The organism is Paenisporosarcina sp. P4_B8 (assembly GCF_056402175.1).
In genome coordinates this window covers 61,330-86,109 of record NZ_JBFUHX010000003.1, presented here as the reverse complement: position 1 = coordinate 86,109, position 24,780 = coordinate 61,330, and the positions used below count along the sequence as shown (strand labels likewise).

Below are 24,780 nucleotides of genomic sequence, written 5' to 3'. Positions count from 1 at the left end.
GAACCCATCCCCTTTTCCTAATAAAGTAATAAATAGATGAAACTAGTAAACTTCAAATCTATCTCTATTATTTCACTTTTTCACTTTTCTGAAAATTAACCAAAAGGTATATTTGCTACAGCTTTTGGTTCTATACCAACATAAAACAAAAGAACTATCCGCACCTTGTCTAGGCGCAGGATAGTTCTTTAAGAAAAAGGAATAAGTTGATTTTGAACGGCATAAATGACTGCTTGTGTACGGCTTTTCACATTCAGCTTTTTGAAAATCTTATTGATGTGAATTTTAACTGTCTTGTCACTGATAAATAGGACTTCAGCAATTTCTTTATTGCTAAGACCTTTGACCAATTCAAACAGTACTTCTTTTTCACGCTCTGTTAGCACATTTTCGTTACGTTCTGAATTTGTTTGATGATACGTTATCAGCTTTTGGGTCATACGAGGATGAATAACAGAATCCCCTTGTGATACCTTTCGAATTGCTGCTACCACTTGTTCAGATGACGAATCCTTCAATAAATAGCCATCTGCACCCGCCCGAAGTGCTTCCATTAAGTATTCATCATGTTCAAACATCGTCAATATAAGAACGCGGCAATTCGGATACTGACTTTTCACGAGGGACGTGACCTCAATGCCATTTTTTCCAGGGAGATTGATGTCCATCAAAATAAAATCAGGTCTATACTCCTCAACTTTCTTCAATACCTCCTCCCCGGAAACGGCTTCTCCTACGACTCGGATGTCGGATTCGAGATCCAATATGCTCCGAAGTCCATCACGCAAGACAGTATGATCATCCACTAGTAATATTTGAATCATGATACTCCTCCCCTGTTTCTGAATTTGGAATTGACAATGTAATTTCTGTACCTTTTCCTACTGAACTATCAATCTGAAGGGTAGCTCCCAGCTGTTCAGCTTGTTCATTTATATACAAAATGCCATAATGAGGCTCATGTTTCGTTTTAATCATGGCTTCAAAAAGGGAAAAGCCAACCCCGTTGTCCTTCACCTTTAAAAGTGTATGTTCACGTTGATAGCTTAGGAGAATGTCAACATTGTCCGCTTTTGCATGTTTTACAATGTTCTGCAAGCTTTCCTGTAAAGTATCAAAAATAACTCGTTCTTTTGAAAAACTGAGTGTACGAGAACGGCCTCTTTCGTGATAAGTAATGGCCAGATCATATTCTTGTTTTATAGATTCAATTTTATTAGCAATTGCTTGTTTTAGCCCTAGCCTTTGGGTAGGATATGGCTTTAAAGCAAAGATAGAATACCGAACTTCACTTAAACTATTCCGTAATTTTTTTATGCTTTTGTCTACCACTTGCTGCATGTTTCCTGATTGATCTTCGGATTGCTTCTGAGCTGATTCCAGCTGAAATATGACCCCAGCTAATACCTGTGCAATTCCATCGTGGATTTCACGGGCTAGTCGATTTCTTTCTTCCAAAATAACTCGCTTTTCCTGTTCGGAGACGAGCGACCGTGTTTTAAGCAAGCTACCCAAATGATTGGCAAACGTAGCTAAAGACTGTATATCTTCGGTAATAAAACTCGCCCCCCTGCTTTTGCCTGCAACAAACATTCCAACCAACTCTTGATTGACTTTAAGAGGTAAGTAGACGAGGGAGCGTATGACATCTTCAAATACTTCATCTCCAGGAGCCATACCCGTTTTCCAATCAGTAACAACAAAGGTTTGAGCTATCTCCTCAAAATTCGGATGCAGATCAAACGAACTTGAAATATTGGAATGTACTCTTCCATCCTTTAATAGAATCTGCCAGTCCCCTTCATCTTTTACCCATAAAGCATATGCTTGTATTCCCAAGAATCCTTTAAGTGATTGTTTCATCTGATGTAAGTTTCCGGCAGATAGCCCATGACTCAACTCCGTCGTAATAGAAAAAAGTTTATATAATCGTTCTTTTTCAATCCGTATTTGCCGTGAGAAAGAACTAATGATGCAAATGGCTACAAGCGGGAAAAAGAAGAACAGAACACTAATTCCATCCATCTCTCCGCGATATCGATGTTCTAATATATATATAAGAAAGGCGTAAAACAAACAAAAACTTGCACTAAAAATTACTAACATATTTTTCTTGTGCCATTGTTCTAGCGTGTATGGCTGAGGAAGAAGCACCATTAAAAGATCGAAAGAAAGGGTGTTGATAGAGCAAAATAATACGGTAAATAGAAGCAAGCTTATTAATTCTTCATATAAAACTGGCAGATTCATCTCCGTAATAAAAAAAGAAATACATTGTTTGGACAACCACTCTGCTAGAGTGATACTTAAAGCAAATTGAGTACTATTAAATAGTGTTCTTTGCATGGGTAAACGGCGAAGGGACTGGGTAAATACCATTACACACACACAAGCAATGACAGTTATATGTATCCCAAACTCCCAAATCATTGGATAAATGAGCGTAAGGCTGAGCGTGATTCCTCCTCTCCCAATGCGGATAGGAAAATATTCAATAATCCCCATAAACACAGCTAACAGCAAAAGGATTATTAATTCAGAAGGCATTTCACTTTTATATAGGGAAATGATAACAGCAATCATACCAAGAAAAGAAATAGAATAAAGATAAAAACTCGCTATTTTTTCTCTCATAGAAATAGAGTCTACCTTTTTCAAAACGATCCCTTCCTTTATCTCAACGAAATATAAGATTACTATTATTATGCATCAAAAAACCGGCACTGGCAAAATGAAGAAATTCCCCACTAGTCAATAACCGGCTGTGCTCCTAGACACAGTACTAGTATAAAGCTTAAATCTTCATTTGCCTGTTCATCAAATGTTGTAATTTTAATCACATTTTTGCACTAGACCCTATAGTACAAAAGATATATACGATTCCCACCACATGCCAACAAGCTAGAAGCTACTTTTAAAAGGCTACTTTTCAGGTAGCCTTTGTTTTGTTCATTTATATTATTCAGAAAGTCAAGAGTAGAGTAAACAGAGCTTTACTCTATGGCACTGTTTTCTTAATTGGGCCATAGGACAATATTTATCATGAATCCGTCTAATCCCTATTCGGCTGGGTTCCTTGTGATAACGTTACTCCTTTTTTATAATATTCGTTGATCGTTTCTTTAGGAACCATACTTCCACCGGTAGCCCACATGAGATGTGTAGCATTTTTCATTTTATCTGTTAAGTTATGATTTTGTATGTATTCTTTTCCTTCTTTTTCAGTCCATAACTTTACCGGGCCTATTACACCGGCTAATGCGGAAGGCTCCAGGTGAATATTTTCTGTATCGACCAATGCGCTTAATAGTTTAAATAATTCATTATCGCTTACCGTATAACTTCCGCTTAATAAAGGCTCGATGGTTTGACCTACAAATCCTGATGGCCTTCCTACCGCAAGGCCGTCTGCTGATGTGATGTTGTCAATTCCAAAATCTTGTACAGAGACTTTATCATGCAGACCTGTTACTAGCCCCAGTAACATACATGGAGAATGTGTAGGCTCTGCAAAGAAGCAATGTACTCGATGTTGATACATAAGTTTTAAACCAAAAGCCACTCCTCCCGGCCCACCGCCTACTCCGCATGGAAGGTAAACAAATAGTGGATGGTTTTCATCTACAGTTACATTTAAATCTTCTAATTGTTTTTTTAGTCGAATTGCTGCCACTGCATATCCTAAAAACAAATCGCGAGAGTTCTCGTCATCAATGAAGTAGCAATTCGAATCACTATCAGCCTGTTTGCGCCCCTCTTCGACCGCTTTGCTGTAATCTTCCTTATATTCAATCACCGTTACTCCTTTGCTTTTAAGGAGATCTTTCTTCCATTTCTTTGCATCCGCAGACATATGGACCGATACTTTAAAACCTAATTTGGCACTCATTATGCCTATACTTAACCCTAAATTGCCTGTAGATCCGACGGCAATGGAGTAATCGGAAAAGAAGTTTCTAAATTTATCGCTATCAAGGATCGAATAATCATCCTCTACTGATAATAAACCATGTTGAATCGCCAACGTTTCTGCATGTTTCAACACTTCGTAAATGCCGCCGCGTGCTTTAATGGAACCTGAAATGGGAAGGTGGCTGTCACATTTTAACAAAAATGTCCCTTCTAATGGATGCTCATAGGTGTGTGATAACTGTTGATGCATCGCCGGTATGGGTACAATCGGAGATTCAATGATTCCGTTTAGGTTTCTTGTTTCAGGAAAAACTTTAGCAATGTAAGGAGCAAAACGCTTTAACCTTTCCTCAGCATCTTTTACATCTTTATCATCAAGTGGAAGTTTCTTACCCTCAGTTTGAAATGGTTCATATTTAGGATTTGACCAAAACACTTCCTTTGTAGCAACTAACTCGTTTATTAAAGGATATTCTTTTATCCAATCTTGAATAGTTTTCATCTCTCTTCTCCTCCATAGGGATTGCACCTTTTTTTGTAGCTACTTATCGCCATTTAAAACTCTGATATTAATGTCCAGAAGTCATTTTAATACCTACAGCCCCTGTAATTATACACATAATCAATAGGGTTAATCTTAAACTTCTAGGTTCATTAAAGAATATCATTCCTGCTAAAACACTTCCAACAGTGCCGATAGCGGTCCATATTGCATAGGCAGTTCCCACTGGAAGAGAAGTTAATGACAAAGAAAGAAAATAAAAGCTTAAACTCCCAAAAAAAAGACACGCTACAGAGGGGAGAAATTTTTTAAATCCGTCTGCAAGTTTCAAGCTTATAACACTACCAATCTCGGCAAATCCGGCAATAAGAAGAAAAATCCAAGCCATCGAATCATCCCCTAACCTTATATAAATCATTTCATTTTCTTTAATGTTTAGGTTGTGCTGGACCAATTTTTATTCCAATTATCCCTACTATCATTAAAGCCACAAAAAATACTTTCAGTAGATTAATGGTCTCTCCAAAAAAAAGCATCCCAGTTACTACAGTTCCCACCGTTCCCAATCCAGTAAAAATGGCGTAACCAGTTCCTAAGGGAATTGAGTGTAAAGCTTTTGAAAGCAAAAAGAAACTAAAGATTATGATAATTATCGTTACTATACTAGGTATAATTTCGGTGAATCCGTGTGAATATTTAAGACCGATCACCCAGACAATTTCCAAAATCCCTGCCATTATGATATATATCCATGCCATTTTGTCGCTCTCTCCTTTGGCATTGACACTTATTTTTGAATCACGAAGTTCTCCATATATCGATAAATCGCATAAGCTACCCCATCCTCGTCATTTTTAAGGGTTGTCGTTGTACAAACAGTTTTTATGACATCTTTCGCATTTCCCATCGCTACGCTGTATCCAACTTTCTGGAACATGGATAAATCATTGTTGCTATCCCCGATTGCCATAGACTGTTCTAAGGAGCCATTCATCAAAATAGCCAATTTTTCGAGGGCCATTCCTTTTGAAGCACTTTTACTTGTAATTTCAATGTTATGATCCGCAGATGAAACAACCATCAACTCATCAAACTTTTTGAATTGGTTCCATGCATCCTCTAACTTCTTTTTATCAAAAGAACAAGCTAAAATGTTATAGAATTCTTCCTCCTGTTTTAAGATATCATTGTAGTTTTCAACTAAAACATATCCAAACTGGTCAAATTGCCTTTCCGCTACTTCAACTAATTCTTTCATATCTGTATTCAACTCTGCGCTTTTCAAACTATTAATCTCATTCTGGAAATGTTCTCTTCCCTTTTTAAGAGTATAAATGGCTTTATCAGTAAACACTTCGTAATAATAATTCCGTTCATCTAACCATTGGAGAATAGATTGGACACAATCTTTAGTTATCGTAACAGATGAAATACACTTTCCGCTTTTTGAATGAATAGTTGCGCCATTTGTCCCGATTACAAATGGGGAAATCCCAGCTTTTTCACAAATTGTTTGAACGTCAAAATAAGCCCGCCCTGTTGAAATAACTACTTCAAAACCTCTATCTTGGGCATATTGAATCGCCTTTATATTTTCTTCACTAATTTCGTTCTTGTCGTTTAATAATGTTCCGTCTAAATCTATCGCAATGAAACTCATGGCTATATAGCTCCTTTCTCTTTCTAGCTTTTTTACCTACTATCAATAAAAATCTAATCAAAAAAGAGAGAGAACTCGCTATTCCATCTCGATATGTCCTTTTATAGATTGACTATGCTAGATTCCAATTGATTTCCTCTAATTTCGAATGATTTCTCCATTCCTCTGGAAATGGTTGCTCGCTGACAATCACATCGACTTTTTCTAGAGGACAAACTTTACAAAATGTTTCAACACCAATTTTAGAGTAATCCGTTAGCAATATAACTTGCTTTGATACCTCGACCATCTTGCGTGAAACTAATGTTTCATGTAAATGATAATTACTAACCCCACTTTGAATGGAAACACCACCAGCTGAAATGAACGCTTTATCAATATTAAATTGATTTAACATCTGTTCTGTGAGACTGCCGCTTATAGATTGATGCTTTGGATCAATTTGTCCGCCTAATAATAGAATTTGTCCTGTAAACTTATTTTGATTGAGCTTTTCGGTTAACACAGACGACACAGGAAGAGAATTGGTTAAAATCGTAATGTCTTTTTTATTTTCAATACACTGCGAAAATTCAAGCATGGTTGTCCCTACATCGATGGCAATCACATCTCCGTTAGAAATGAGTTCTACTGCTTTTTTTCCAACCTTGACTTTCGCTTCTTGATTCACTGTTGTACGCTGTGTAAATGGAGGCTCCTCAAATTCAAAGACTGTTTTAATCGCTCCACCGTAAACCCTTTTTAAAAGTCTTTTTTCCTCTAATATCATCAAATCGCGTCGAATCGTTTCCTCTGAAACATCAAACTGATTAACTAATTCCATCACTTTTACTTTTCCCATTATGTTAAGTTCTTTTAAAATTTCATTCTTTCTTTCTTCTGGAAAAACAGACATATTTCTTCCTCCGTGATCATTAATAATTTAAAAAATAATGCATTCTTTCTTCGGTACAAGAATATGAACGTGTGCTCCTTGCTCAAACATATTCCCTCGGTGGTGAAGATAGTCTACAAGGAAAGCGGACTCCTCTGTTTCTACTTCATATCTTAAAACATTCCCTATCATCGAAACATCTTTAATAAACCCTTTAATTACCCAGTTCTCTTGTAAATCCACGCTATCGTCACCAACAGAAACTAATTGTAAAACTTCAGGACGAATCGCGACTTCATCCCCTTTTATTTCTGTGCTGCGAATAAGTTTACGGAAAACTTCCAAACTACAAACATTGTAATTTCCGATGAATTTTGCAACAAATGTATTGACTGGAGAAGTATAAATTTCTGATGGAGAACCGGATTGTACAACTTGTCCTTTATTCATGACAAAAATTCGATCAGACATCGTCATTGCTTCTTCCTGATCATGAGTAACAAAAATAGTTGTAATATCTAATTCTTTCTGTATTCTCTTTAATTCTTTTTGCAAACTTTTTCTAATTTTCGCATCCAATGCACTTAACGGCTCATCCAAAAGCAATACTTTCGGCTCCATGACAAGCGCACGAGCAAGAGCAACCCTCTGCTGTTGCCCGCCAGATAACTGATGAGGATAAGACTCTTCTTTTCCTATCAAATCAACCATATCAATCATCTTTTTCACTCTTGATTTAATATTTTTTTCCTTCTTCATTTTAAGGCCATACGCGATATTATCAAAAACGCTCATATTCGGGAAAAGCGCATAAGACTGAAATACCATACCGACTTCACGCTGACGCGGTGATAAATTAGTAATATCTTTTCCATCGATTGAGATTATTCCTAAATCTACGTCTTCAAGCCCCGCAATGGAACGTAATAATGTGCTTTTTCCGCATCCGCTTTGCCCAAGAAGTGTAGCAAATTCTCCTTTTTTTAGTATTAAAGAAATGTCATTTAATACGACTTGATTTTCATACCCCTTAGTCACTTGATCAATGGTTACATAGCTCATTATTTTTCACCTTCTAAAGTAGTATTTTTATGAAATGAAAGAATTCGCTTCTTATTTGACACGACAGGTTTTTTTTCGTTTTTAAACGTAAGTTTTAATACAGTCCCCGTTAAAAGCAAAATCATTGAATAATAAGTAATAACAATTGCACTTGTTAAGTGACCACTGCTATTTAGTTTGTCGGCAAGATATATTTGAAGAGTTTCAAATCGGCCTCCGACAAGCAAATTGGCAAAAGCAAACTCACTAAATAAAAGAGCGACTGATAATAAGGTAGAAACTAAAATACCCGATATTATATTTGGAAACACCACCGTGCGAAATGCCTGGAATTTTGTAGCACCGAGTAGTTCAGCTGCATCAACTAGTTGCACAGCATTAAGCGTACGAAGACTGTTACGAATACCTTGATACATAAATGGTAGAATCGTTATGAAATAAGCACCTATTAAAATCCAAGGTGTTCCGGCAATTTGAATCGGTCCATCTGAATATATCTTGATTAATCCAACAGCTCCAACAATGGGTGGAATTCCATAAGGAAGCATAGCTGCCGCTTGAAGTAATCCTTCCCATTTACTGAAATATACCGTGATGATAAAGATAGTCGGAAGCATAATAACAACACTAAGACCTACAGACATGACAATTAAAAACAGCGTTCGTCCAAAAGCATCATAAAACCGTTCATCTTGAAATAATTCAAAATACCATTGCATGGTATAACTCTCAGGTAAAATGGTATGATCCCATTTACCGGCAATCGAGAATAAAAATGTTCCTACAAGAGGAATTAATAAATAGATAACTAATAACCCAACAATCACTTTATGAAAAGTCAATGAATATTTCATCGTAAATCCCTCCTAATGCGACGCATCATTCGTCCATTAAACCACATCGCCCCTATCATAGTCGCCGCTAGAAGAACTCCCAACGCACTACCTAACTGCGGCTTTAAGGCAACGTCACTAGCAACTAGAGAGGCAATTTGCAATGACAATAAGTTATAGTTGCTGCCGACTAATGCATAGGCTGTAGCGTAAGCTCCCATCGCATTAGCAAACAAAATACTGAATGTACCTACAATACTAGGTAAAAGAACTGGAATCCCAATGCGAAGCCAAAATGATCCTGTTGACCCTCCTAATAATGAAGAGGCTTCTTTCCATTGTTTCTTAATTCCTTGATAAGACGGGTAGATGAGCATAACAGCAAGCGGAATTTGAAAATAAACATAAACAAGAATGAGGCCTGTCCATGAATATAAATTAAAATCCGCAAACACATCCCAACCAATCTTAGAAAAAAGCAACGTAAACAACCCATTGTTTCCAAGTAAAATAATATATGAAAATGAAAGGGGAATTCCCTCAAAGTTCGATGTCATATTGGTAATCATTAGTAAGCGATTTTGAATTTTTTGTGAGAATTTTGTAAACGAATAGGCTGCAATGACTGCTATAATCACAGAAGTTACAGCAGAAAATAAGGAAATGACAAGGCTATTTTGAATGGCTTGTAAGTAAAATTTACTTTTAAATATAGTAATATATTGATTAATCGTAACTTGAATTCCATCGTCTGCATAAAAACTATTTTTAATCATTGCTACTAATGGTCCTATTTCAAATGCAATCACAAACATAATAAATGGCAGTAAAAGAGCTAGTAAGTAAATTTTTTGTTTTTTTATTTTTCGCAAGACTTCTCGCCCCTCTATGTTCTCTATTAATTTGGGAATTGGTCTAACAATACGTTTGTTAAACCAATTCCAATTCACCTACATTCTTCGTTTAATCGTGCATCTTTTTTAAAGGGTAATTTTCCCTTTCAGACCTGGCAATTGATATGAAATCATCTTATTGGATGGCTCAATATTTAAAAGTTCACAAACGAGCGGTGCAAAAGCTAATTGCGGAACCACTTCACTGTAAACGCCAGGCTCAACTTTTGGACTAATGATAAAGAGCGGTACATCTCGCTCACCATCAGTTATGCCGCCATGGTTGCCATATTCACTCATGCCATGATCAGATGTAATTAAAATGTGGTAACCTTCTTTAATCCAAATTGGCAAAAGTTGTGCCAACAAGCTTCCCATTTTCAAGATTTGTTCACGATATTCTTTCGATTCCGAACCGAAAATTTCTCCTTTTACATCTACACCAAGCGGATGAATATATAAAAAGTGTGGGTCATGCTTTCTTCTCAAAGCTTCTGCATCCATTAACACATGACTATCTGGATAGTCATCATCCCAGTAAAATTTTCCGTATTGAATCGGCTTAGACTCATCCTCTTGCTCACGATCTTCAATAAAATGGAATGGCGCGCGATTATAAAGTTCGCTTACCCAGTAATAAGATGCCGTTCCGTTTCTTAAGCCGTTTTCTTTCGTAAGATGAAAGAGACTTTTCTCAGTAGATAAACGAACGGCTTGATTTGACGTAATTCCGTTCACTGATGCCGGTGTACCCGTTAGTAACACTTCATATAATGGACGGGAAAGACTTGGGAGTTCCGACTTTACTTTGTAAAGTGCTGCCTGATTTGTTTCAACTAGATGTTGAATAAATCCAAGAGTCTCACATGCTTTATCGTATCTCATACCATCAACAACAATTGCTATTACTTTATTTGACATGGACTAACACCTCTTCTTGCCAAAGCTGCGGTAAATTTTTTGCCGTTTCTTCCCAAGCTTTGTAATCTTCAATTGGTTTTGCATTTTTGTACTGTGCTTCTGGAACCATTTTTTCAGCTACTTCTTTCGGAAGTTCTACATCGCGAATTGGACGGGCAAATCCTTTAGCTAAGTTAATTTGTCCTTCATCACTTAAGATATATTCTCTAGTTGCCATCGCCGCATGCGGATGCTTTGCATATTTGTTAATAATAGTTGCGTAGCCGCTTACGACTGAACCTTCACTTGGAATGGATACTTCAAATTGATCACGGTTAATTTGTTCAGCGTAACCAAGAGCATTGAAATCCCAAACAAGGGCAACTTCCACTTCCCCTTTTTCGATGTTAGCAGGCTTGGCATCCGTTAAGCTAAGGCGGCCTTGCTTGGCAAGCTTAGCAAAATAGTCAATTCCTGGTTGGAGATTTGTTTCATCACCGCCGTTAGCGATAGCGGCAGCAAGAACGGCCATTTGGTTCTGTGTACCACGCTGAACATCTCCAACTGTTACTTTATAATCTCCTTTTAATATGTCATCCCAAGATTTTGGCGGGTTATCTACTAATTCTTTATTAGTAAAGAATGCAATCGTTCCTTGGTAGCCAACAACCCAATCTCCGTTGTCATCTTTTGCCCAGTCAGGTACCTCGTCCCAATAGGAAGTTTTATATGGCGTCGTTAATTCTTTTTGTTCCGCGATTGGCCCAAAGGAAATCCCTACATCGCCGATATCAGCTGTTGCATTCTCTCCTTCAGATTCCATTTTGGCAATCTCTTCGGCACTGGATAAATCTGTATCATTGTGTTCCAGTGTATATTTTTGCTTCACTTCATTCCACGTTTCTCCCCAGTTAGCCCATGAATCAGGCATACCAACACTATTAATTGTCCCCTCTTCTTTTGCCTTTGTTTCAATTTCTTTCAGGGTTAACGTACTTGGATCCTTAACAACTGGAGCTGCCTCCTCTTTTGCTCCACAAGCAGCTAATCCTAGTACACTCGCTCCTAACATCAAAACTTGAATAGACTTGTAACAATTCTTCTTGAATTTGTAATTCATAAAATTGCCTCCAATTAGTGTGGGATTTTTAATGTTTGCTACTGTTTGTTACGGTTTAATCATAATCATTCATTATTAATCCCACATTAATCCGATGTTAAGGTTATGTAAATCAGTGCTTTATTTGTCCAATTCATCATTTTCAAGTGGTCATGTTGTTAACGGGTGCGCTAGATTCAACAGAACCATACCCATTGAGATGATGGGAAGAATCTCAAGTTTATATGGAATGATAGCAACTGCTAGCAGTGTTGGTGATGGGGGTAACGGCAAACTGGTTTTCAGTGAAAGCAGACGTAATCAGTGGTTCCCTTCTTATGTTAATCATTTCTCTCCCCCTGATTGTTTCAGTAAATCTTCTTGCTCTTCCAAAGTGGCAATAGGTTAACTCGGTAAATGCTTTCTCCATCACAAACATCCCCGCTGAATTTTTTATGTCAGCGGGGATTTGATAGGTTCACTATTTGTACTTACTAGTCGGGGTGAATTAATTAAACTAATGCAAAGTATGCACCAATCAAACCAAACCCAAGAAGTGTCAGTATAAAAACTTGTTTGGATGTTGCCTCGTGAATGGATTCAATTAATATCTCTTTTACCGTTACCATATAAATCATCCCAATGGACAGACTGATAAAAGTTGACCAGAGAAGAGGATAATCCATCCCTAATTTACTTCCTACATACGCACCACCCGCCACTGGTAATGAAACAAGCATTGAAAATATCAATAATGTTCTTTTCCTCACTCCCGCTACAAGTAATGGAGTGAAGACGATCATCCCCTCCGGAATATTATGTAGGAGGATTATTTGTAGAATGGAACGAGATAAACTGGTGTCCTGAACAGCACCTAAACTTATTCCTATAGGAATGTTATGTATGGAAATACCGATCAGCAGCATCACGCCTGTGTAAAATGCGACTCGCTTTTTCCCACCCTTTTCCCTCACTACATGAAACCTGAAGAACCCGTGCAAAAAGTTGAACAAAAGCACCCCTGCTAAAAACCCTCCATTAAAAGTAAACCAATTGCCGAGCTCTATTGCTTCTGGAGCAACTTCAAAACTCAGTAACCCGAGAATCAACCCTGCACATAAACACAGAACCGTATCGGTGTTCTTCTTGAGTCCCCTAATCCCCCAAGCAATGATTCCCCCTAGACCAAAACCGAACGCCGTAAATATTGTGCCCATCGCCCAAATTGAAGCCAACCAAATCACCCTCACGATCCTTGTCTCTATGGTTATATGGGTTATGGCACGGATTTATGAACCGAAATGTCAGCCTGTAGTATTGCAAAATCAAAAAGAACCCTAAATCCAAAACAACATGGACTTAGGGTTTCACTCTTCATCAATCATTCTTTTTGGTCAGTTCCACCTGTTCGTTCCCCACGATTAATTGCAGCTTTTCCGCATGAACGAAAGATGAGATTGGAAACGTGGTTGAAATGATAGTCTGTTCGCTCTTGACCGTCATGTTAGTACTACCCGCCTCATATTCTATTCCTTGTTCATCCACCACTTTCATAATAGCGAATGGGGTTTCCTAGAGCTATCCATTCTACCTTTCCACTTAACAATGTAGGATTCTCACCATGGCGCACTTCTTTGACTTGTTAGATTCAGGTGTTGAAGGTTTTAACCCAAAGGCAGTGAAAAAAGGGAAGATGATCCAATCTTTATAATGAAAAACCGGTAAATGAAGTAAGCGGTTTCAGACTGTAGACAAAAAATAAAATGAGTGAATATAACTGTATACTAATGAAAAAGAGCGTATGCAAGAAAATGTTGATTTCCTTTGCGGCGGACGCGTTTCGCGGGCACGGCTTTAGTCTCCTCGTCACTAGAAAAACCAGTGCTCCTGTTTCTGCATCGCTTTGCTAGCTTCGAAACATGAAAGTACGTTGCATCGCTTCGCTAGCTTCGTCGCAAACGAATAGTGCAAACTTACATTTTCACTATTCGCTTCCTGCGGGGTCTTCAGCTCGAGCTGTTCCCGCTGAAAAGATTGGGACCAAAGGCAATTTGGTCCTAATCTTTGCGACGAGTAAGCGCAGGAGCAGTTGTTTTCCGCCGCCTCCACTCCAATCAACGGATTTCGCTTCTGTTTGCATATCTCTTCATATTATTTCATTAGTAAGATGGTCAGCTATTTCTGAAGACTCCTGCGGAAAAACGAAATAAGCTAGACCCCACAGGCTCGCGTTTCGTCCGCGGAAAGCGAAAGAAATAGCCGACCATAATATTTTTTCGATAGAGTGCTTATATATAGATTAATATTCTTTTGTCAACAAGCTGAAACCGCTTACCCCTAAATGGAGTAAGCGGTTTTTCATTTAACAAAGCTGTATTTAGTTCTTCTTAACAAATTCAGATTTCAACTTCATAGCTCCAAAACCATCAATTTTGCAATCGATATCATGATCACCATCAACCAGACGGATACTTTTCACTTTTGTTCCTATTTTCAGGACTGATGAACTTCCTTTTACTTTCAGGTCTTTGATGACGGTTACGGAATCACCATCATTCAATACATTTCCATTTGCATCTCTAACAACTTTATCTTCATTACTATTTTCATTCTTTGATTCCAGCGTCCACTCATGTGCACATTCCGGACAAACCAGCATATTCCCATCCTCATAAGTATAAGCTGAATGGCATTTCGGGCAATTTGGTAAAACTGACATAAATTTATTTCCTCCAAGCATTATTTTAATTCCATAGACAAAGGTTAGTCTCAATCTATTTTTTCACGATAAGTATTTCCTTCACAAGTATACACCGCATCCCGCAAATATAAAAACCCGTTCAGTTGTATTCCTGATCGGGTCTTCAAGCATAACCGGGAAATGATTCAATCCATTTCCATTGGATTTCCTTTACGCTGATGAATTTGATAATAGTTCAATTGCTTAAATAACTCAGAAGAAGTATTTTGGCTCACTTCAAATCCAACGCCGTATTCGATATCATGCAATCTTATGGACTTACGAATAATAGATCCTTCCAATAAAAAAGGACTACCTAAAATTTCAAAACGACATGTTACTTGTCTCTCCAATGGAATATCCATAGATGAGATGAATTTCAAGCCTCTCACACTTACATTTTCAATCTCTACCGGCATGAAGAAGATTGCTCCATCCAATGAAATTTCTCCATTGATCGATTGATGAAATACCACTCGAAAAAACTCGCGACGATTCTCGCTCATTTCGTTTCCCTCCAGTTAATAATAACTTCTATCACATATATAAATTAACGAGCAACCCTTTGATTTCGCCGACCAAACGAAGCGTATTAAGACCTTCATTTTCATCATTTAGTACTTCATCCTGGACTTCAATGAGTTTCTGATCAATCACTTCCACTAATTGATGCGTTTTCATTCCACCACTTTGATTGAAGCTTTGTTTTTCGGATAATTGCAACCCTAAACTTAAGGATTCCCCAATGAACTGCTTTACTAAGTTTTTATAATCCAAGAGGTTTTCAAGGGTTCTTTGCTTCAGCAACCTCTGCCCTTGTACATCCACACGAGACATTAATTGATTTAAAGAATCCAGGTGCAATTTATTCTGTGATTTTCTCATCATGTTGGCAAAAGAATCGGATGTCTTACTTTCAACTGCATTTTTTGAAATCCTGTCGTTTGAAAAGTTCGTTTGCATTCCAATACGCAAATGAAACACCTCATTCTACTTTTGATAACTTTGCTTTTTCTTGAACATATTCAGGACAAGCTCCACTTCTCCCAGATCATTCTGCAATACTTTGGCAATTTGCTTTTCAGAAAAACCTTGTTTATACAATTTCAATATTTTATCATTTTCCTGATTATTGACTGCAGACGCCTCGGTGTACACCTGCTTTACATCGTCTTGCTCCTCCAGTGGAAACGTCTTAGTGGAGCTATCCGTCATTACGGTGTTGAGTTTTTCTTCCAACATTCGGATTCTCTCATCGAGTTTACTATCTTTCACTCGAATATAGTCGACCAGTTTCTCATAAAGTTCATCATTTTCTTTTTCCACACTCGTCACGAATTCTTCCATGCTTCCGTGAATGGCTTCTATATCTTCTTTCATTTGAGCCCTTTTTCGTTTCAATTCGGCTAATACAAGAAATGACCTGATATTCACCAATATTACTAAAATAATCATTGCGATCAGAAACCAGTCCAAGGGTATCACCTTATCCTTCTATCCTTTTTAAAATCAATAGTTTTCGTGTATTGCCAATGTCGCTGACCTTAAACGAAGTATTGCTTTAGAGTGCATTTGGGAAACTCGAGATACACTTACACTGAGCACTTCCGCAATTTCCGTTAATTTCAGTTCCTCGAAATAGCAGAGTGAGATGACGAGCTTTTCTTTTTCTGGCAAACGTCCAATCGCATGTGACAATGATTCTTTAATCATCTGTGCTGTTAAATGGCGTTCTGGCGATTCCGCTTGATCGTTTTCAATCATTGAATATTTTCCGACCTGATTATCTTCATCGTAGACAGTCTCGTCAATTGATATCATGGTAGACAGTGCCGCTTCTGAAACCGTTTTGTTCAGTTCCGCTTTTGTAATCCCTAAATAATCACTGACTTCCTCATCTGTAACAGAATCATTTTTCTGTTGCTCGAGAATTGCGTAGGCATTTTCGATTTTCTTCACTTTATCCCTTACGGAACGTGGTAACCAATCGCTATGCCTCAGTCCATCAATGACCGCTCCTTTGATTCGCCATGACGCATATGTTTCAAACTTCATATCTCTATCCATTTTGAATTTATCAAATGCATCAAGCAGTCCCTCATATGCGAAACTACGAATGTCGTCCTTATCGACTGTTTTAGGCAAACTGATCATAAATCGTTGAACGATGTAATCAACCAACGGTAGATAGCGCTCGACTAAATATTCACCCGCTTGTGGATCACGCTGTTTTTGCCAATTTCCCCAATAGGCCAGTTCTTCTTTAGACAATTTATTGTTCAACATGAGTTTCACCACCACTTATAAGTGTGCTTTAAGCTTTTATTTAAAGGCTATTTTAAATGTTGCTGTTGATATTCCGCAAAACAGCTGCGCTTTCCACAGGCTTGCACCGAACTAACTCGGACTTAGCTTCCGAGTGGATTTCGGCACTTCGCTTTTCCTGTTGGAGTCTCCGCTGTTTTACTCCATATCACAAAATCGTAAGCTATGTCATATACCTGTTCTCTTTAATGATTGTAGTGGAACGCGGCGACTCCAGCGGGATAAGCGTATCCAGACTGACCCCGCAGTGAGCATAGCGAATGAGGAGGCTAGTGGACCGCCCGCGGAAAGCGTCCGCATGGAACAAAAATCAACATTATCTTTTAACAGAGCCTATTTAAAAAGCATTTTCAATAAAAACCCTTTAATCCCAAGCTTATAAGAAACAGGAAGTTGAAGAAATTCGTGTGTCACATTTTGCATAGCCTGTGAAGCATGACAGTTTGGAAAAGCCAATAAAAACGGGATTTGTTTTTTGACGGCATTTGGAATATTTACGTCACTTGGGATAAACCCCAATGTCCCGATTTGTTTATTTAAAAATTGCTCGGTCACTTTTTTGAAGTTAACGGCTGTTTGTTTTCCTTCTTTATCACTCGTACATTGATTGATGATAAGTTTAATATGTACATTTGTATCCTTCGCGTGAACCATCTTCACAATGGAATAAGCATCGGTTATCGAAGTGGGCTCTGGGGTAGTGACTAGAATGACGTCATCAGCCGCTAAAATACACCGTAAATTTTCATAAGATAATCCCGCACCAGTATCCAGAATAATATAATCCACAGATCCTTGTATCGAGCTTAACTCACTGAAAAATTTGTTCATTTTCGTTTCATCCAGGCTGAACATCTCATTAAATCCCGATCCTCCTGAGATAAATAACAAGCCATTCGGGCCTTCTTCGATAATATCCCAAATAGATAAATCCTTTTCAATCATGGTAGCGATGGATTCTTTGTTGGATCTGCCGAGTAATACATCGACATTCGCAAATCCCAGGTCTACGTCAAAAATTAGGACTTTCTTGTTTTGTTGAACAAGACTCAAAGCAAAATTCAGTGCGAAGTTTGATTTTCCGACACCACCTTTTCCGCTGGTGACGGCAATAATTCGGGTTTGTCTCCGCTCTTTTTGGGGTGTCTTTTGCAACACTTTTTCCCTTAATTTTTTAGCTTGATCAATCATTTTCATCTTCCTCTAATACGAAGTTTGCTATTAATTCAGGGGTTACAGTAAGAATATCGTCTGGAACATTTTGGCCATTGGCAATATATCGTATTGGGATTGAGTAATGATAAATCAAGTTCAAAATGGCACCAGATGAACTGGTTTCATCTTTTTTTGTCAAAATCAGCTGGTCCATCACAATTGTTTGGAAATTATCAATGATTTTCTTCATATCCTCGTACTTGGAGGTCAGGCTCAACACTAAATTAATTTGTATTTCCTTCTTGTCTGGAAGCATCTGCTTTAGATCATCAATATACTGTTTTTGTTGATAGTTTCTGCCGGCCGTATCCATTAGAATGATATCGCAGCCGCTTAAATCATCTATAGCCGTACTTAGGTCGACTGAAGATTCCACTACTCTGATTGGGATATTCAAAATGCCTGCATACGTTTTTAATTGCTCCACTGCTGCAATCCGGTAGGTGTCTGACGTAATCAGTCCCACTTTTTTATCTTCACTCAGCAAATAATCTGCCGCTATTTTAGCAATGGTTGTGGTCTTTCCTACTCCGGTTGGACCAATAAAACAAATGATATCTGCTTTTCTTCTGCTCGGTCTTTTTTTATGGGCATTGATCAACTTGATTATTTCTCTTTTAGCCAAAGCTTTAATCTTATCTTCAGAGGTATTAGGATGCTGTTCTAAAATCAGCATCAACTTAGCCATTATCTCCGATTGAACTTCTGCGGTAATTCCTTGTGCATTAAATTTTTTATTTAGTGCTTTTAACGTCTCTGGCAAACGGTCTTCATCAATCACTTGGAACATGAACTGCTTCAGGCTTTTCAGTTCACTCATCAGCTCATCCAGATTTCCCTCATTCTTATCAATCGGACTTACTGATTTATTTAACTCAGAATCCTCGTCCACTTCCTTTTCAGAAGCTTGAATCTCAGGCTTGATTGATACGACTCGCTTTGATTCACTTGGTGCTGGTTCAACTGCAGCAATTACTTCAAGTTTGGCTTTCTTGAAAAAACCTAAGTAACCGCCTGTTTTAATTTGCTTTGTATTTAAAATAAGAGCGTCAGGACCCAAGTCTCTTTTGATCTTGGGTATGGCCTCGGTCATATTATTGACAACATACGTTTTCAGCCTCATGAGAAACTACCCACCCCTCCTGAGATATTAACGACTCCAACACTTTGGATCTCTACTTCCGGTTCCAATTCATTATACGAAAGGACAGGAAGATCTGGTGCAAATTGTTCGACGAATTGGCGCATATACATGCGGGTTGCAGGCGATGTCAGCAATATAGGCTGCACACCGGATTGTTGAAGCTGAGTGACTTGTTCCGAAATCTTTTGAAAAATGGTTTGTGAAGCTTCTGGGTCAATCGATACGTAGCTCCCTTGTTCAGTACGATGCACAGACTCTGCAAATTTTTTCTCGAGACTTGCACCTGCCGTAATAACCTGTAATGCCTCATTAGGATTCGTATATTGCAAAGTGATTTGTCTGGATAAAGCTTGTCTCACATACTCCGTCAATACATCTGTATCTTTCGTTTGAGGTGAGTAGTCTGCCAACGTTTCCAAAATAACGAGTAAATTTCGGATCGACACTTTTTCCTTCAGCAGCTTCATGAGAACCTTTTGCACTTCCCCTATTGCCATTAAGTTTGGAATCAATTCCTCAATGACGGCAGGAGAGTTTTCTCTTATGTTCTCAACCAAGGTTTTTACTTCCTGTCTGCCAATAAGTTCGTGGGCATGTTTCTTGATAACTTCCGTTAGATGGGTCGAGACAACAGAAGGTGGATCGACAATTGCATATCCTGCCATTTCCGCTTCTTCTTTCATTTCTTCATTGACCCATAATGCTGGCATCCCGAATGCCGGTTCTACCGTCGCAATGCCTTCGATGCTTTCGTCATCAACTCCAGGACTCATTGCCAAGTAGTGATCAAGCATAATCTCACCTGAAGCCACTCGGTTACCTTTTATCTTAATGACATATTGATTTGGAAAGAGTTGAATATTGTCACGGATTCGTATGACAGGCACCACAATGCCAAGTTCAATCGCGCATTGTCTGCGGATCATAATGACGCGGTCCAATAAATCCCCACCTTGATTCTTATCAGCAATAGGGATTAACCCGTATCCGAACTCGAATTCGATGGCATCCACATGGAGGAGGTCAACTACACTTTCAGGACTTTTCAATCCTTCCAGCTCCTGTCCTTCATTTGAAGCTTCTTTTTCTTCCTCTTCTTCGGCATTCAGTGTGCGTTGCATTTTGTAGCCTCCGAACGCCACAAGCCCAGCAACTGGCATCACCAATAAAGGACTGATAGGCGTGAAAATAGCGAATAAAGAAAGAGTTCCAGCCACCACATATAGCAGCTTTGGATAAGCGAATAATTGTTTCGTAATATCTGAACCTAAGTTCCCTTCAGAAGCGGCTCTTGTTACGACGATGCCGGCTGCAGTAGAAATCAACAATGCCGGAATCTGGCTTACCAGACCGTCACCGATGGATAATAAGGTAAATAGTTGAGCAGCTTCACCGATTGGAAGTTTGTGTACGACAACTCCAATGATTAAGCCTCCGATAATATTAATAAGAACGATAATAATCCCAGCTATCGCATCCCCTTTAACGAACTTACTCGCACCATCCATGGCACCGTAGAAATCAGCTTCCTGGCTTACCTTTTCCCTGCGTTTTTTCGCTTCCTGGTCAGAAATCATTCCTGCTCCAAGGTCTGCGTCGATACTCATTTGTTTACCTGGCATAGAATCAAGAGTAAAACGAGCTGCTACTTCCGCCACACGTTCTGACCCCTTAGTAATGACCAAGAACTGAATAATAACTAGAATTAAAAACACCAATATACCAATAACGGGACTTCCACCGACTACGAATGAACCGAACGTTTCAACAACTTCTCCCCCTGTTTGATTGGTTAAAATGGATCGAGTTGTAGAAACATTTAATCCAAGACGGAACAATGTTGTCAGTAAGAGTAACGTAGGAAAGATTGAAAATTGTAGCGCTTCTTTCGTATTCATTGCTACTAAAATAATCGTCAAGGAAATACTGATGTTTATCATAATCAAGAAATCCAGTAAAATCGGCGGAAGAGGAATAACCATCATCACGACAATCATAATGACTGAAACTAAGACGAGATAATCTTTGATTTTCATGCTGTTTCCTCCTCCCACAAATTCATTTAATCTTTCCTTTTAAGCGATAGATATATGCTAAAACCTCTGCAACCGCCAAGAACAATTCTTCCGGAACATAGTCACCTATTTCCACTTGGTTGTATAGAGCACGGGCAAGAGGTTTATTTTCCATAATCACAATTTCAAGTTCTTTAGCTTTTTCTTTAATTTTCAGGGCAAGATGGTCTTTCCCCATTGCAATGACCATTGGCGCTTCCATGGTTTCTGCATCATACTTTATTGCAATCGCATAGTGAGTGGGGTTTGTAATCAGAACATCTGCATTCGGCAAGTCCTGAATCATTCGATTCATGCTCATTTGTCTTTGACGTTCTTTAATTTTGGATTTAATCAGAGGATCGCCCTCTGCCTTCTTGAATTCATCCTTGATGTCTTGCTTAGACATTCGAATGCCCTTTTCAAATTCATACTTTTGATACATGTAATCCATTATGGCTAAAACTAATAAGATAATTGATGCAACCATCCCCATCTTGAAAACCAGGGAACCGATAAATGACAAGGAATCGCCGATACTTTTTTGTGAGAGTAAAAACAACTCTTCTTTTGCCGACCATAAAACATTAAAAGCGGCAAAGCCAATAATGGCGATTTTAAGTAATGACTTTAATAGTTCCACCAATGCACGCATGGAAAAGATTTTTTTGGCACCTTCAATCGGATTCAAACGTTCAAGCTTCATCTTGAGAGGCTCTGTCGTAAATAGAGACCCAACTTGAATGTAATTCCCCAAAAAGCCGAATACCATCGCAATAATCATAATTGGAGCCGTGATCATTATTGCATTGAACGTCATTTGTTCGAACAAGGTGCGAATATTTTCCGGGCTCCACTCCCATCCAATATACTGAGTGAAATTGATTTGAAAGATTGCTAGTAGCCGATCCAGTATCCAGCCACCCATAATATTGAGCAACATAATTCCACCAAGCATAATTAATGCAGCAGGTACTTCAGCACTTTTGGCCACTTGGCCTTTTCTTTTTGACTCCTGCCTCTTTTGAGGTGTTGCTTTTTCTGTCTTTTCCGAAGCAAAAAACTGTAAGTCGAGAGGATATCTTTTTTGCACTTATGGTCCCCCCATCAACTTGATCAGCTGAGACATGCTTACCATTATTTTTTCGAACAGGATTTGTAATAAGTAAAAGAAAATGGGCATCGAAAGTAATAACATGATAAACCCTACAAAAATCTTCAATGGCAGCCCGACTGCAAAAATGTTTAATTGTGGGACGGTCTTGGCTAAAATGCCGAGAGCTACATCAATCAGAAACAGTGCGCCAACAATCGGTAATGCTATCTGCAAGGCGATGACGAACATTTCTACAAATAATGTCGTGAAAAAATGCGTGATGTCACCAAAATCAGCCGAGAAGGAAACAGATTCAACCGGAAATGACTTGAAGCTTTGCATGACTCCATCCAGCATTAAATGATGTCCATTAACGGTCAATAAAAAAAGCAGTGCCAAGATATATTTGAAGTGACCAATAATCGGCACCTGACTGCCTGTTTGCGGATCCATCACACTGGCAATGGCAAAGCCCATCTGAAAATCGATGAATGCCCCCGCTATTTGAACTGTGTATAACAATAATGCTGCTGTAAAGCCAAGTGCGATGCCTACTGCAAGTTCTTTTATGATCAGCAGGATGTAATAGGAATCCATTAGAAGTGCTTCTTCAGCGTCCATGCCGGATAAAGCAATTAATGAAATGAAAAAACCCAATCCAACCTTGAATTGGTTCGGAACACCTTTCATTGAAAATAAAGGCGCAACGAGGAAAAAGCTAGTTAATCGAACAAAGATCAGCAGTAGATATGGGTACATCTCAAAAATAGTATTCATATCAATCCCACTATCCGATTAGTTGCGGAAGTTGTTGGAACAAATCTCTTGTAAAATCCAATAAGATAGTCAGCATCCATGGTCCAAACAACACGATGGACAAAAACACTGCCAATATTTTCGGAATGAACGCAAGTGTCTGTTCCTGAATTTGTGTCATCGCTTGGAACACACTGACAATCAGTCCGACAGCAAGTGCAATTAAAAGCATGGGAGCAGATATGATAATGATCATATATATCGATTGTTCCGCTAATTTGATCACCGTATCTGGAGTCATCGTTTTCTTCCTTCCCTAAAAGCTGACAAGCAGCGATTCTATAATTAAATACCAGCCATCAACCAGAACAAACAACAGAATCTTGAATGGCAACGAAATCATGACCGGTGGCAACATCATCATCCCCATGGCCATTAACGTACTGGCAACAACCATATCGATGATCAAAAACGGGATAAATATGACAAAGCCAATTTGAAATGCAGTCTTCAACTCACTGATGGCAAACGCCGGAATAAGCGAGGTTAACGGGATATCTTCAACGCTGTCTGGCTTTTCCAAACCAGCGTATTTAAAAAACAAAGCGAGATCTTTTTGTCTCGTATGTTCTGCCATAAATTCCTTAATTGGCATCACTGCAGTATCCAACGCCTTCTCTTGTGCGAGATCCCCCGCCAGATATGGCTGTAAGGCCGTTTCGTTAACTTCATTAATTACTGGCGTCATAATGAAAAAGGTCATAAACAGGGCTAGTCCCACTAGCACTTGGTTCGGTGGCATAGACTGTGTCCCTAAACCGGTACGAACAAATGACAACACGATGATGATTCGAGTAAAACACGTGAGCATGATCAAGATTCCTGGAGCCAGCGAAAGGATGGTCATTAGGAACAAAAGCTGCAATGTAACGGAAACATCTCCCGGCGCATCCGTACCAAAATTGATTCCAGGAATGCTAAGTGAAAGAAGGAAGTTTGTCATCATCATTATGATTTACCTTCCTTTTCATCATCTGCTTTGTTCAAATCTTGCTTGAGTTGGTCTTGTTTACCCTTTTGTCTATTTAGGCTTTGCTTGAATAATTGCTCAAAACCATTTGTAGGCTTAGATTCCAACCGCTTGCTTATCTTTTCTCTCGAAAAATCGACGATCGAGTTCGATAAATTCATGATTGGGTTTGATAACATATTTGGTTGCTGCTCTAAATCATTCTCAATACTGCTAATCTCATCCGTATTTGAAAATTCCTTAATCAATGTGACTTGATCTGCCACTCCTAGTAGATAAACCTTGTCACCTACTTTTACAAGTTGAAGTGATTTATTGTTACCTAATGGAGTTCCGCCCATTAATTTAACTGCTTGATTTGGTTGGAATTTCTTTTGTCTTACTGCCAGAAACTTAATCAATCCATAAATCATGACGAGAATCAGCAACGTATAGAATATAAGTTTAATAATGATGGTCACTAGACTAGTGTCTTGAGTAGGCTTTAACTCCTCATCAACAACCGGCTCGGGTTGCTCATCGGACTTCTTGCCTTCTTCTTCTGTTGCCCAGTCTTTTGCGGACGGATCTTTAGCAGCATTTACCAAATTCGGGGTCAACATCACATATAAAGTGAAAAGCAAAATCATCGCAAGTACTTTTACATATCTTTTTTGAATCAAACCTAGCAAACTCCTTACTTACG

Annotated in this window: 25 protein-coding genes and 1 pseudogene; all 26 read right to left on the bottom strand. The window is 38.6% G+C overall.

Annotation, left to right across the window (positions count from 1 at the left end; translation table 11 throughout):
* Positions 1-188 precede the first annotated feature (188 nt).
* The 26 genes and pseudogenes from AC1DSK_RS04195 to AC1DSK_RS04070 all read right to left on the bottom strand — a co-directional run bounded on the left by AC1DSK_RS04195 (position 189) and on the right by AC1DSK_RS04070 (position 24,757).
* Positions 189-824 (bottom strand): response regulator, encoded by a 636-nt coding sequence (locus tag AC1DSK_RS04195; protein WP_477546740.1) that lies wholly within the window; start codon positions 822-824, stop codon positions 189-191.
* Positions 799-2,658 (bottom strand): GAF domain-containing sensor histidine kinase, encoded by a 1,860-nt coding sequence (locus AC1DSK_RS04190; RefSeq protein WP_477546739.1) that lies wholly within the window; start codon positions 2,656-2,658, stop codon positions 799-801. The genes AC1DSK_RS04195 and AC1DSK_RS04190 overlap by 26 nt, the downstream gene beginning before the upstream one ends.
* Positions 2,659-3,052: 394 nt before the next feature.
* On the bottom strand, positions 3,053-4,414 hold the full coding sequence (locus AC1DSK_RS04185; RefSeq protein WP_477546738.1) for a D-serine ammonia-lyase: 1,362 nt from the start codon (positions 4,412-4,414) through the stop codon (positions 3,053-3,055).
* Positions 4,415-4,481: 67 nt separating this feature from the next.
* Entirely contained in the window at positions 4,482-4,802 is a 321-nt protein-coding gene (locus AC1DSK_RS04180; protein WP_477546737.1) for a DMT family transporter, read from the bottom strand.
* Between the two features lie 40 nt (positions 4,803-4,842).
* A complete protein-coding gene (locus AC1DSK_RS04175; RefSeq protein ID WP_477546736.1) occupies positions 4,843-5,172 on the bottom strand; it encodes a DMT family transporter in 330 nt (109 codons plus the stop codon).
* Between the two features lie 29 nt (positions 5,173-5,201).
* Positions 5,202-6,074, bottom strand: a complete 873-nt coding sequence (locus AC1DSK_RS04170) for a Cof-type HAD-IIB family hydrolase (RefSeq protein WP_477546735.1) — start codon at positions 6,072-6,074, stop codon at positions 5,202-5,204.
* Positions 6,075-6,186: 112 nt separating this feature from the next.
* A complete protein-coding gene (locus tag AC1DSK_RS04165) occupies positions 6,187-6,969 on the bottom strand; it encodes a DeoR/GlpR family DNA-binding transcription regulator (RefSeq protein WP_016429562.1) in 783 nt (260 codons plus the stop codon).
* Between the two features lie 27 nt (positions 6,970-6,996).
* Positions 6,997-8,010 (bottom strand): ABC transporter ATP-binding protein, encoded by a 1,014-nt coding sequence (locus tag AC1DSK_RS04160; RefSeq protein ID WP_477546734.1) that lies wholly within the window; start codon positions 8,008-8,010, stop codon positions 6,997-6,999.
* Positions 8,010-8,864, bottom strand: a complete 855-nt coding sequence (locus AC1DSK_RS04155; protein WP_477546733.1) for an ABC transporter permease — start codon at positions 8,862-8,864, stop codon at positions 8,010-8,012. The genes AC1DSK_RS04160 and AC1DSK_RS04155 overlap by 1 nt, the downstream gene beginning before the upstream one ends.
* Before the next feature lie 140 nt (positions 8,865-9,004).
* Positions 9,005-9,127 (bottom strand): annotated as a pseudogene (locus tag AC1DSK_RS04150) (ABC transporter permease); the annotation flags it as partial.
* Positions 9,128-9,823: 696 nt separating this feature from the next.
* Positions 9,824-10,657: an alkaline phosphatase family protein gene (locus AC1DSK_RS04145; RefSeq protein ID WP_477546732.1), complete on the bottom strand. Its 834-nt coding sequence runs from the start codon at positions 10,655-10,657 to the stop codon at positions 9,824-9,826.
* Complete coding sequence (locus AC1DSK_RS04140; RefSeq protein ID WP_477546731.1) at positions 10,647-11,756, bottom strand: ABC transporter substrate-binding protein; 1,110 nt, start codon at positions 11,754-11,756, stop codon at positions 10,647-10,649. The genes AC1DSK_RS04145 and AC1DSK_RS04140 overlap by 11 nt, the downstream gene beginning before the upstream one ends.
* A 491-nt stretch (positions 11,757-12,247) precedes the next feature.
* Entirely contained in the window at positions 12,248-12,979 is a 732-nt protein-coding gene (locus tag AC1DSK_RS04135; RefSeq protein ID WP_477546902.1) for a ZIP family metal transporter, read from the bottom strand.
* Between the two features lie 1,133 nt (positions 12,980-14,112).
* On the bottom strand, positions 14,113-14,454 hold the full coding sequence (locus tag AC1DSK_RS04130) for a zinc ribbon domain-containing protein YjdM (protein ID WP_342542769.1): 342 nt from the start codon (positions 14,452-14,454) through the stop codon (positions 14,113-14,115).
* 167 nt (positions 14,455-14,621) lie between these two features.
* On the bottom strand, positions 14,622-14,981 hold the full coding sequence (locus AC1DSK_RS04125) for a PilZ domain-containing protein (RefSeq protein ID WP_477546728.1): 360 nt from the start codon (positions 14,979-14,981) through the stop codon (positions 14,622-14,624).
* A 31-nt stretch (positions 14,982-15,012) separates the two neighbouring features.
* Entirely contained in the window at positions 15,013-15,459 is a 447-nt protein-coding gene (locus AC1DSK_RS04120) for a YaaR family protein (protein ID WP_477546727.1), read from the bottom strand.
* A gap of 6 nt (positions 15,460-15,465) precedes the next feature.
* On the bottom strand, positions 15,466-15,960 hold the full coding sequence (locus AC1DSK_RS04115; protein WP_477598078.1) for a DUF6115 domain-containing protein: 495 nt from the start codon (positions 15,958-15,960) through the stop codon (positions 15,466-15,468).
* 24 nt (positions 15,961-15,984) lie between these two features.
* On the bottom strand, positions 15,985-16,761 hold the full coding sequence (locus tag AC1DSK_RS04110; RefSeq protein ID WP_477546725.1) for a FliA/WhiG family RNA polymerase sigma factor: 777 nt from the start codon (positions 16,759-16,761) through the stop codon (positions 15,985-15,987).
* A gap of 372 nt (positions 16,762-17,133) precedes the next feature.
* Positions 17,134-17,991: a MinD/ParA family protein gene (locus tag AC1DSK_RS04105; protein WP_477546724.1), complete on the bottom strand. Its 858-nt coding sequence runs from the start codon at positions 17,989-17,991 to the stop codon at positions 17,134-17,136.
* A complete protein-coding gene (gene flhF / locus AC1DSK_RS04100) occupies positions 17,984-19,138 on the bottom strand; it encodes a flagellar biosynthesis protein FlhF (protein ID WP_477546723.1) in 1,155 nt (384 codons plus the stop codon). Before flhF ends, AC1DSK_RS04105 begins: the two co-directional genes overlap by 8 nt.
* A complete protein-coding gene (gene flhA, locus AC1DSK_RS04095; protein ID WP_477546722.1) occupies positions 19,135-21,195 on the bottom strand; it encodes a flagellar biosynthesis protein FlhA in 2,061 nt (686 codons plus the stop codon). The genes flhF and flhA overlap by 4 nt, the downstream gene beginning before the upstream one ends.
* A gap of 22 nt (positions 21,196-21,217) precedes the next feature.
* Positions 21,218-22,306 carry a flagellar biosynthesis protein FlhB gene (flhB, locus tag AC1DSK_RS04090; RefSeq protein WP_477546721.1) on the bottom strand — a complete coding sequence of 363 codons (1,089 nt, stop codon included), beginning with the start codon at positions 22,304-22,306 and terminating at the stop codon, positions 21,218-21,220.
* On the bottom strand, positions 22,307-23,086 hold the full coding sequence (fliR, locus tag AC1DSK_RS04085; RefSeq protein WP_477546720.1) for a flagellar biosynthetic protein FliR: 780 nt from the start codon (positions 23,084-23,086) through the stop codon (positions 22,307-22,309).
* A 10-nt stretch (positions 23,087-23,096) separates the two neighbouring features.
* Positions 23,097-23,366 carry a flagellar biosynthesis protein FliQ gene (gene fliQ, locus AC1DSK_RS04080; protein WP_016429542.1) on the bottom strand — a complete coding sequence of 90 codons (270 nt, stop codon included), beginning with the start codon at positions 23,364-23,366 and terminating at the stop codon, positions 23,097-23,099.
* A 15-nt stretch (positions 23,367-23,381) separates the two neighbouring features.
* A complete protein-coding gene (gene fliP / locus AC1DSK_RS04075) occupies positions 23,382-24,074 on the bottom strand; it encodes a flagellar type III secretion system pore protein FliP (protein ID WP_477546719.1) in 693 nt (230 codons plus the stop codon).
* Positions 24,074-24,757: a flagellar biosynthetic protein FliO gene (locus AC1DSK_RS04070; protein WP_477546718.1), complete on the bottom strand. Its 684-nt coding sequence runs from the start codon at positions 24,755-24,757 to the stop codon at positions 24,074-24,076. The genes fliP and AC1DSK_RS04070 overlap by 1 nt, the downstream gene beginning before the upstream one ends.
* Positions 24,758-24,780: the final 23 nt, after the last annotated feature.

Coding starts and splice junctions, on each gene's coding strand:
- AC1DSK_RS04195 (WP_477546740.1), bottom strand. CDS start 824: ATGATTCAAATATTACTAGTGGATGATCATACTGTCTTGCGTGATGGA.
- AC1DSK_RS04185 (WP_477546738.1), bottom strand. CDS start 4,414: ATGAAAACTATTCAAGATTGGATAAAAGAATATCCTTTAATAAACGAG.
- AC1DSK_RS04180 (WP_477546737.1), bottom strand. CDS start 4,802: ATGGCTTGGATTTTTCTTCTTATTGCCGGATTTGCCGAGATTGGTAGT.
- AC1DSK_RS04175 (WP_477546736.1), bottom strand. CDS start 5,172: ATGGCATGGATATATATCATAATGGCAGGGATTTTGGAAATTGTCTGG.
- AC1DSK_RS04170 (WP_477546735.1), bottom strand. CDS start 6,074: ATGAGTTTCATTGCGATAGATTTAGACGGAACATTATTAAACGACAAG.
- AC1DSK_RS04165 (WP_016429562.1), bottom strand. CDS start 6,969: ATGTCTGTTTTTCCAGAAGAAAGAAAGAATGAAATTTTAAAAGAACTT.
- AC1DSK_RS04160 (WP_477546734.1), bottom strand. CDS start 8,010: ATGAGCTATGTAACCATTGATCAAGTGACTAAGGGGTATGAAAATCAA.
- AC1DSK_RS04155 (WP_477546733.1), bottom strand. CDS start 8,864: ATGAAATATTCATTGACTTTTCATAAAGTGATTGTTGGGTTATTAGTT.
- AC1DSK_RS04145 (WP_477546732.1), bottom strand. CDS start 10,657: ATGTCAAATAAAGTAATAGCAATTGTTGTTGATGGTATGAGATACGAT.
- AC1DSK_RS04140 (WP_477546731.1), bottom strand. CDS start 11,756: ATGAATTACAAATTCAAGAAGAATTGTTACAAGTCTATTCAAGTTTTG.
- AC1DSK_RS04130 (WP_342542769.1), bottom strand. CDS start 14,454: ATGTCAGTTTTACCAAATTGCCCGAAATGCCATTCAGCTTATACTTAT.
- AC1DSK_RS04125 (WP_477546728.1), bottom strand. CDS start 14,981: ATGAGCGAGAATCGTCGCGAGTTTTTTCGAGTGGTATTTCATCAATCG.
- AC1DSK_RS04110 (WP_477546725.1), bottom strand. CDS start 16,761: ATGTTGAACAATAAATTGTCTAAAGAAGAACTGGCCTATTGGGGAAAT.
- AC1DSK_RS04105 (WP_477546724.1), bottom strand. CDS start 17,991: ATGATTGATCAAGCTAAAAAATTAAGGGAAAAAGTGTTGCAAAAGACA.
- flhF (WP_477546723.1), bottom strand. CDS start 19,138: ATGAGGCTGAAAACGTATGTTGTCAATAATATGACCGAGGCCATACCC.
- flhA (WP_477546722.1), bottom strand. CDS start 21,195: ATGAAAATCAAAGATTATCTCGTCTTAGTTTCAGTCATTATGATTGTC.
- fliR (WP_477546720.1), bottom strand. CDS start 23,086: ATGAATACTATTTTTGAGATGTACCCATATCTACTGCTGATCTTTGTT.
- fliQ (WP_016429542.1), bottom strand. CDS start 23,366: ATGACTCCAGATACGGTGATCAAATTAGCGGAACAATCGATATATATG.
- fliP (WP_477546719.1), bottom strand. CDS start 24,074: ATGATGATGACAAACTTCCTTCTTTCACTTAGCATTCCTGGAATCAAT.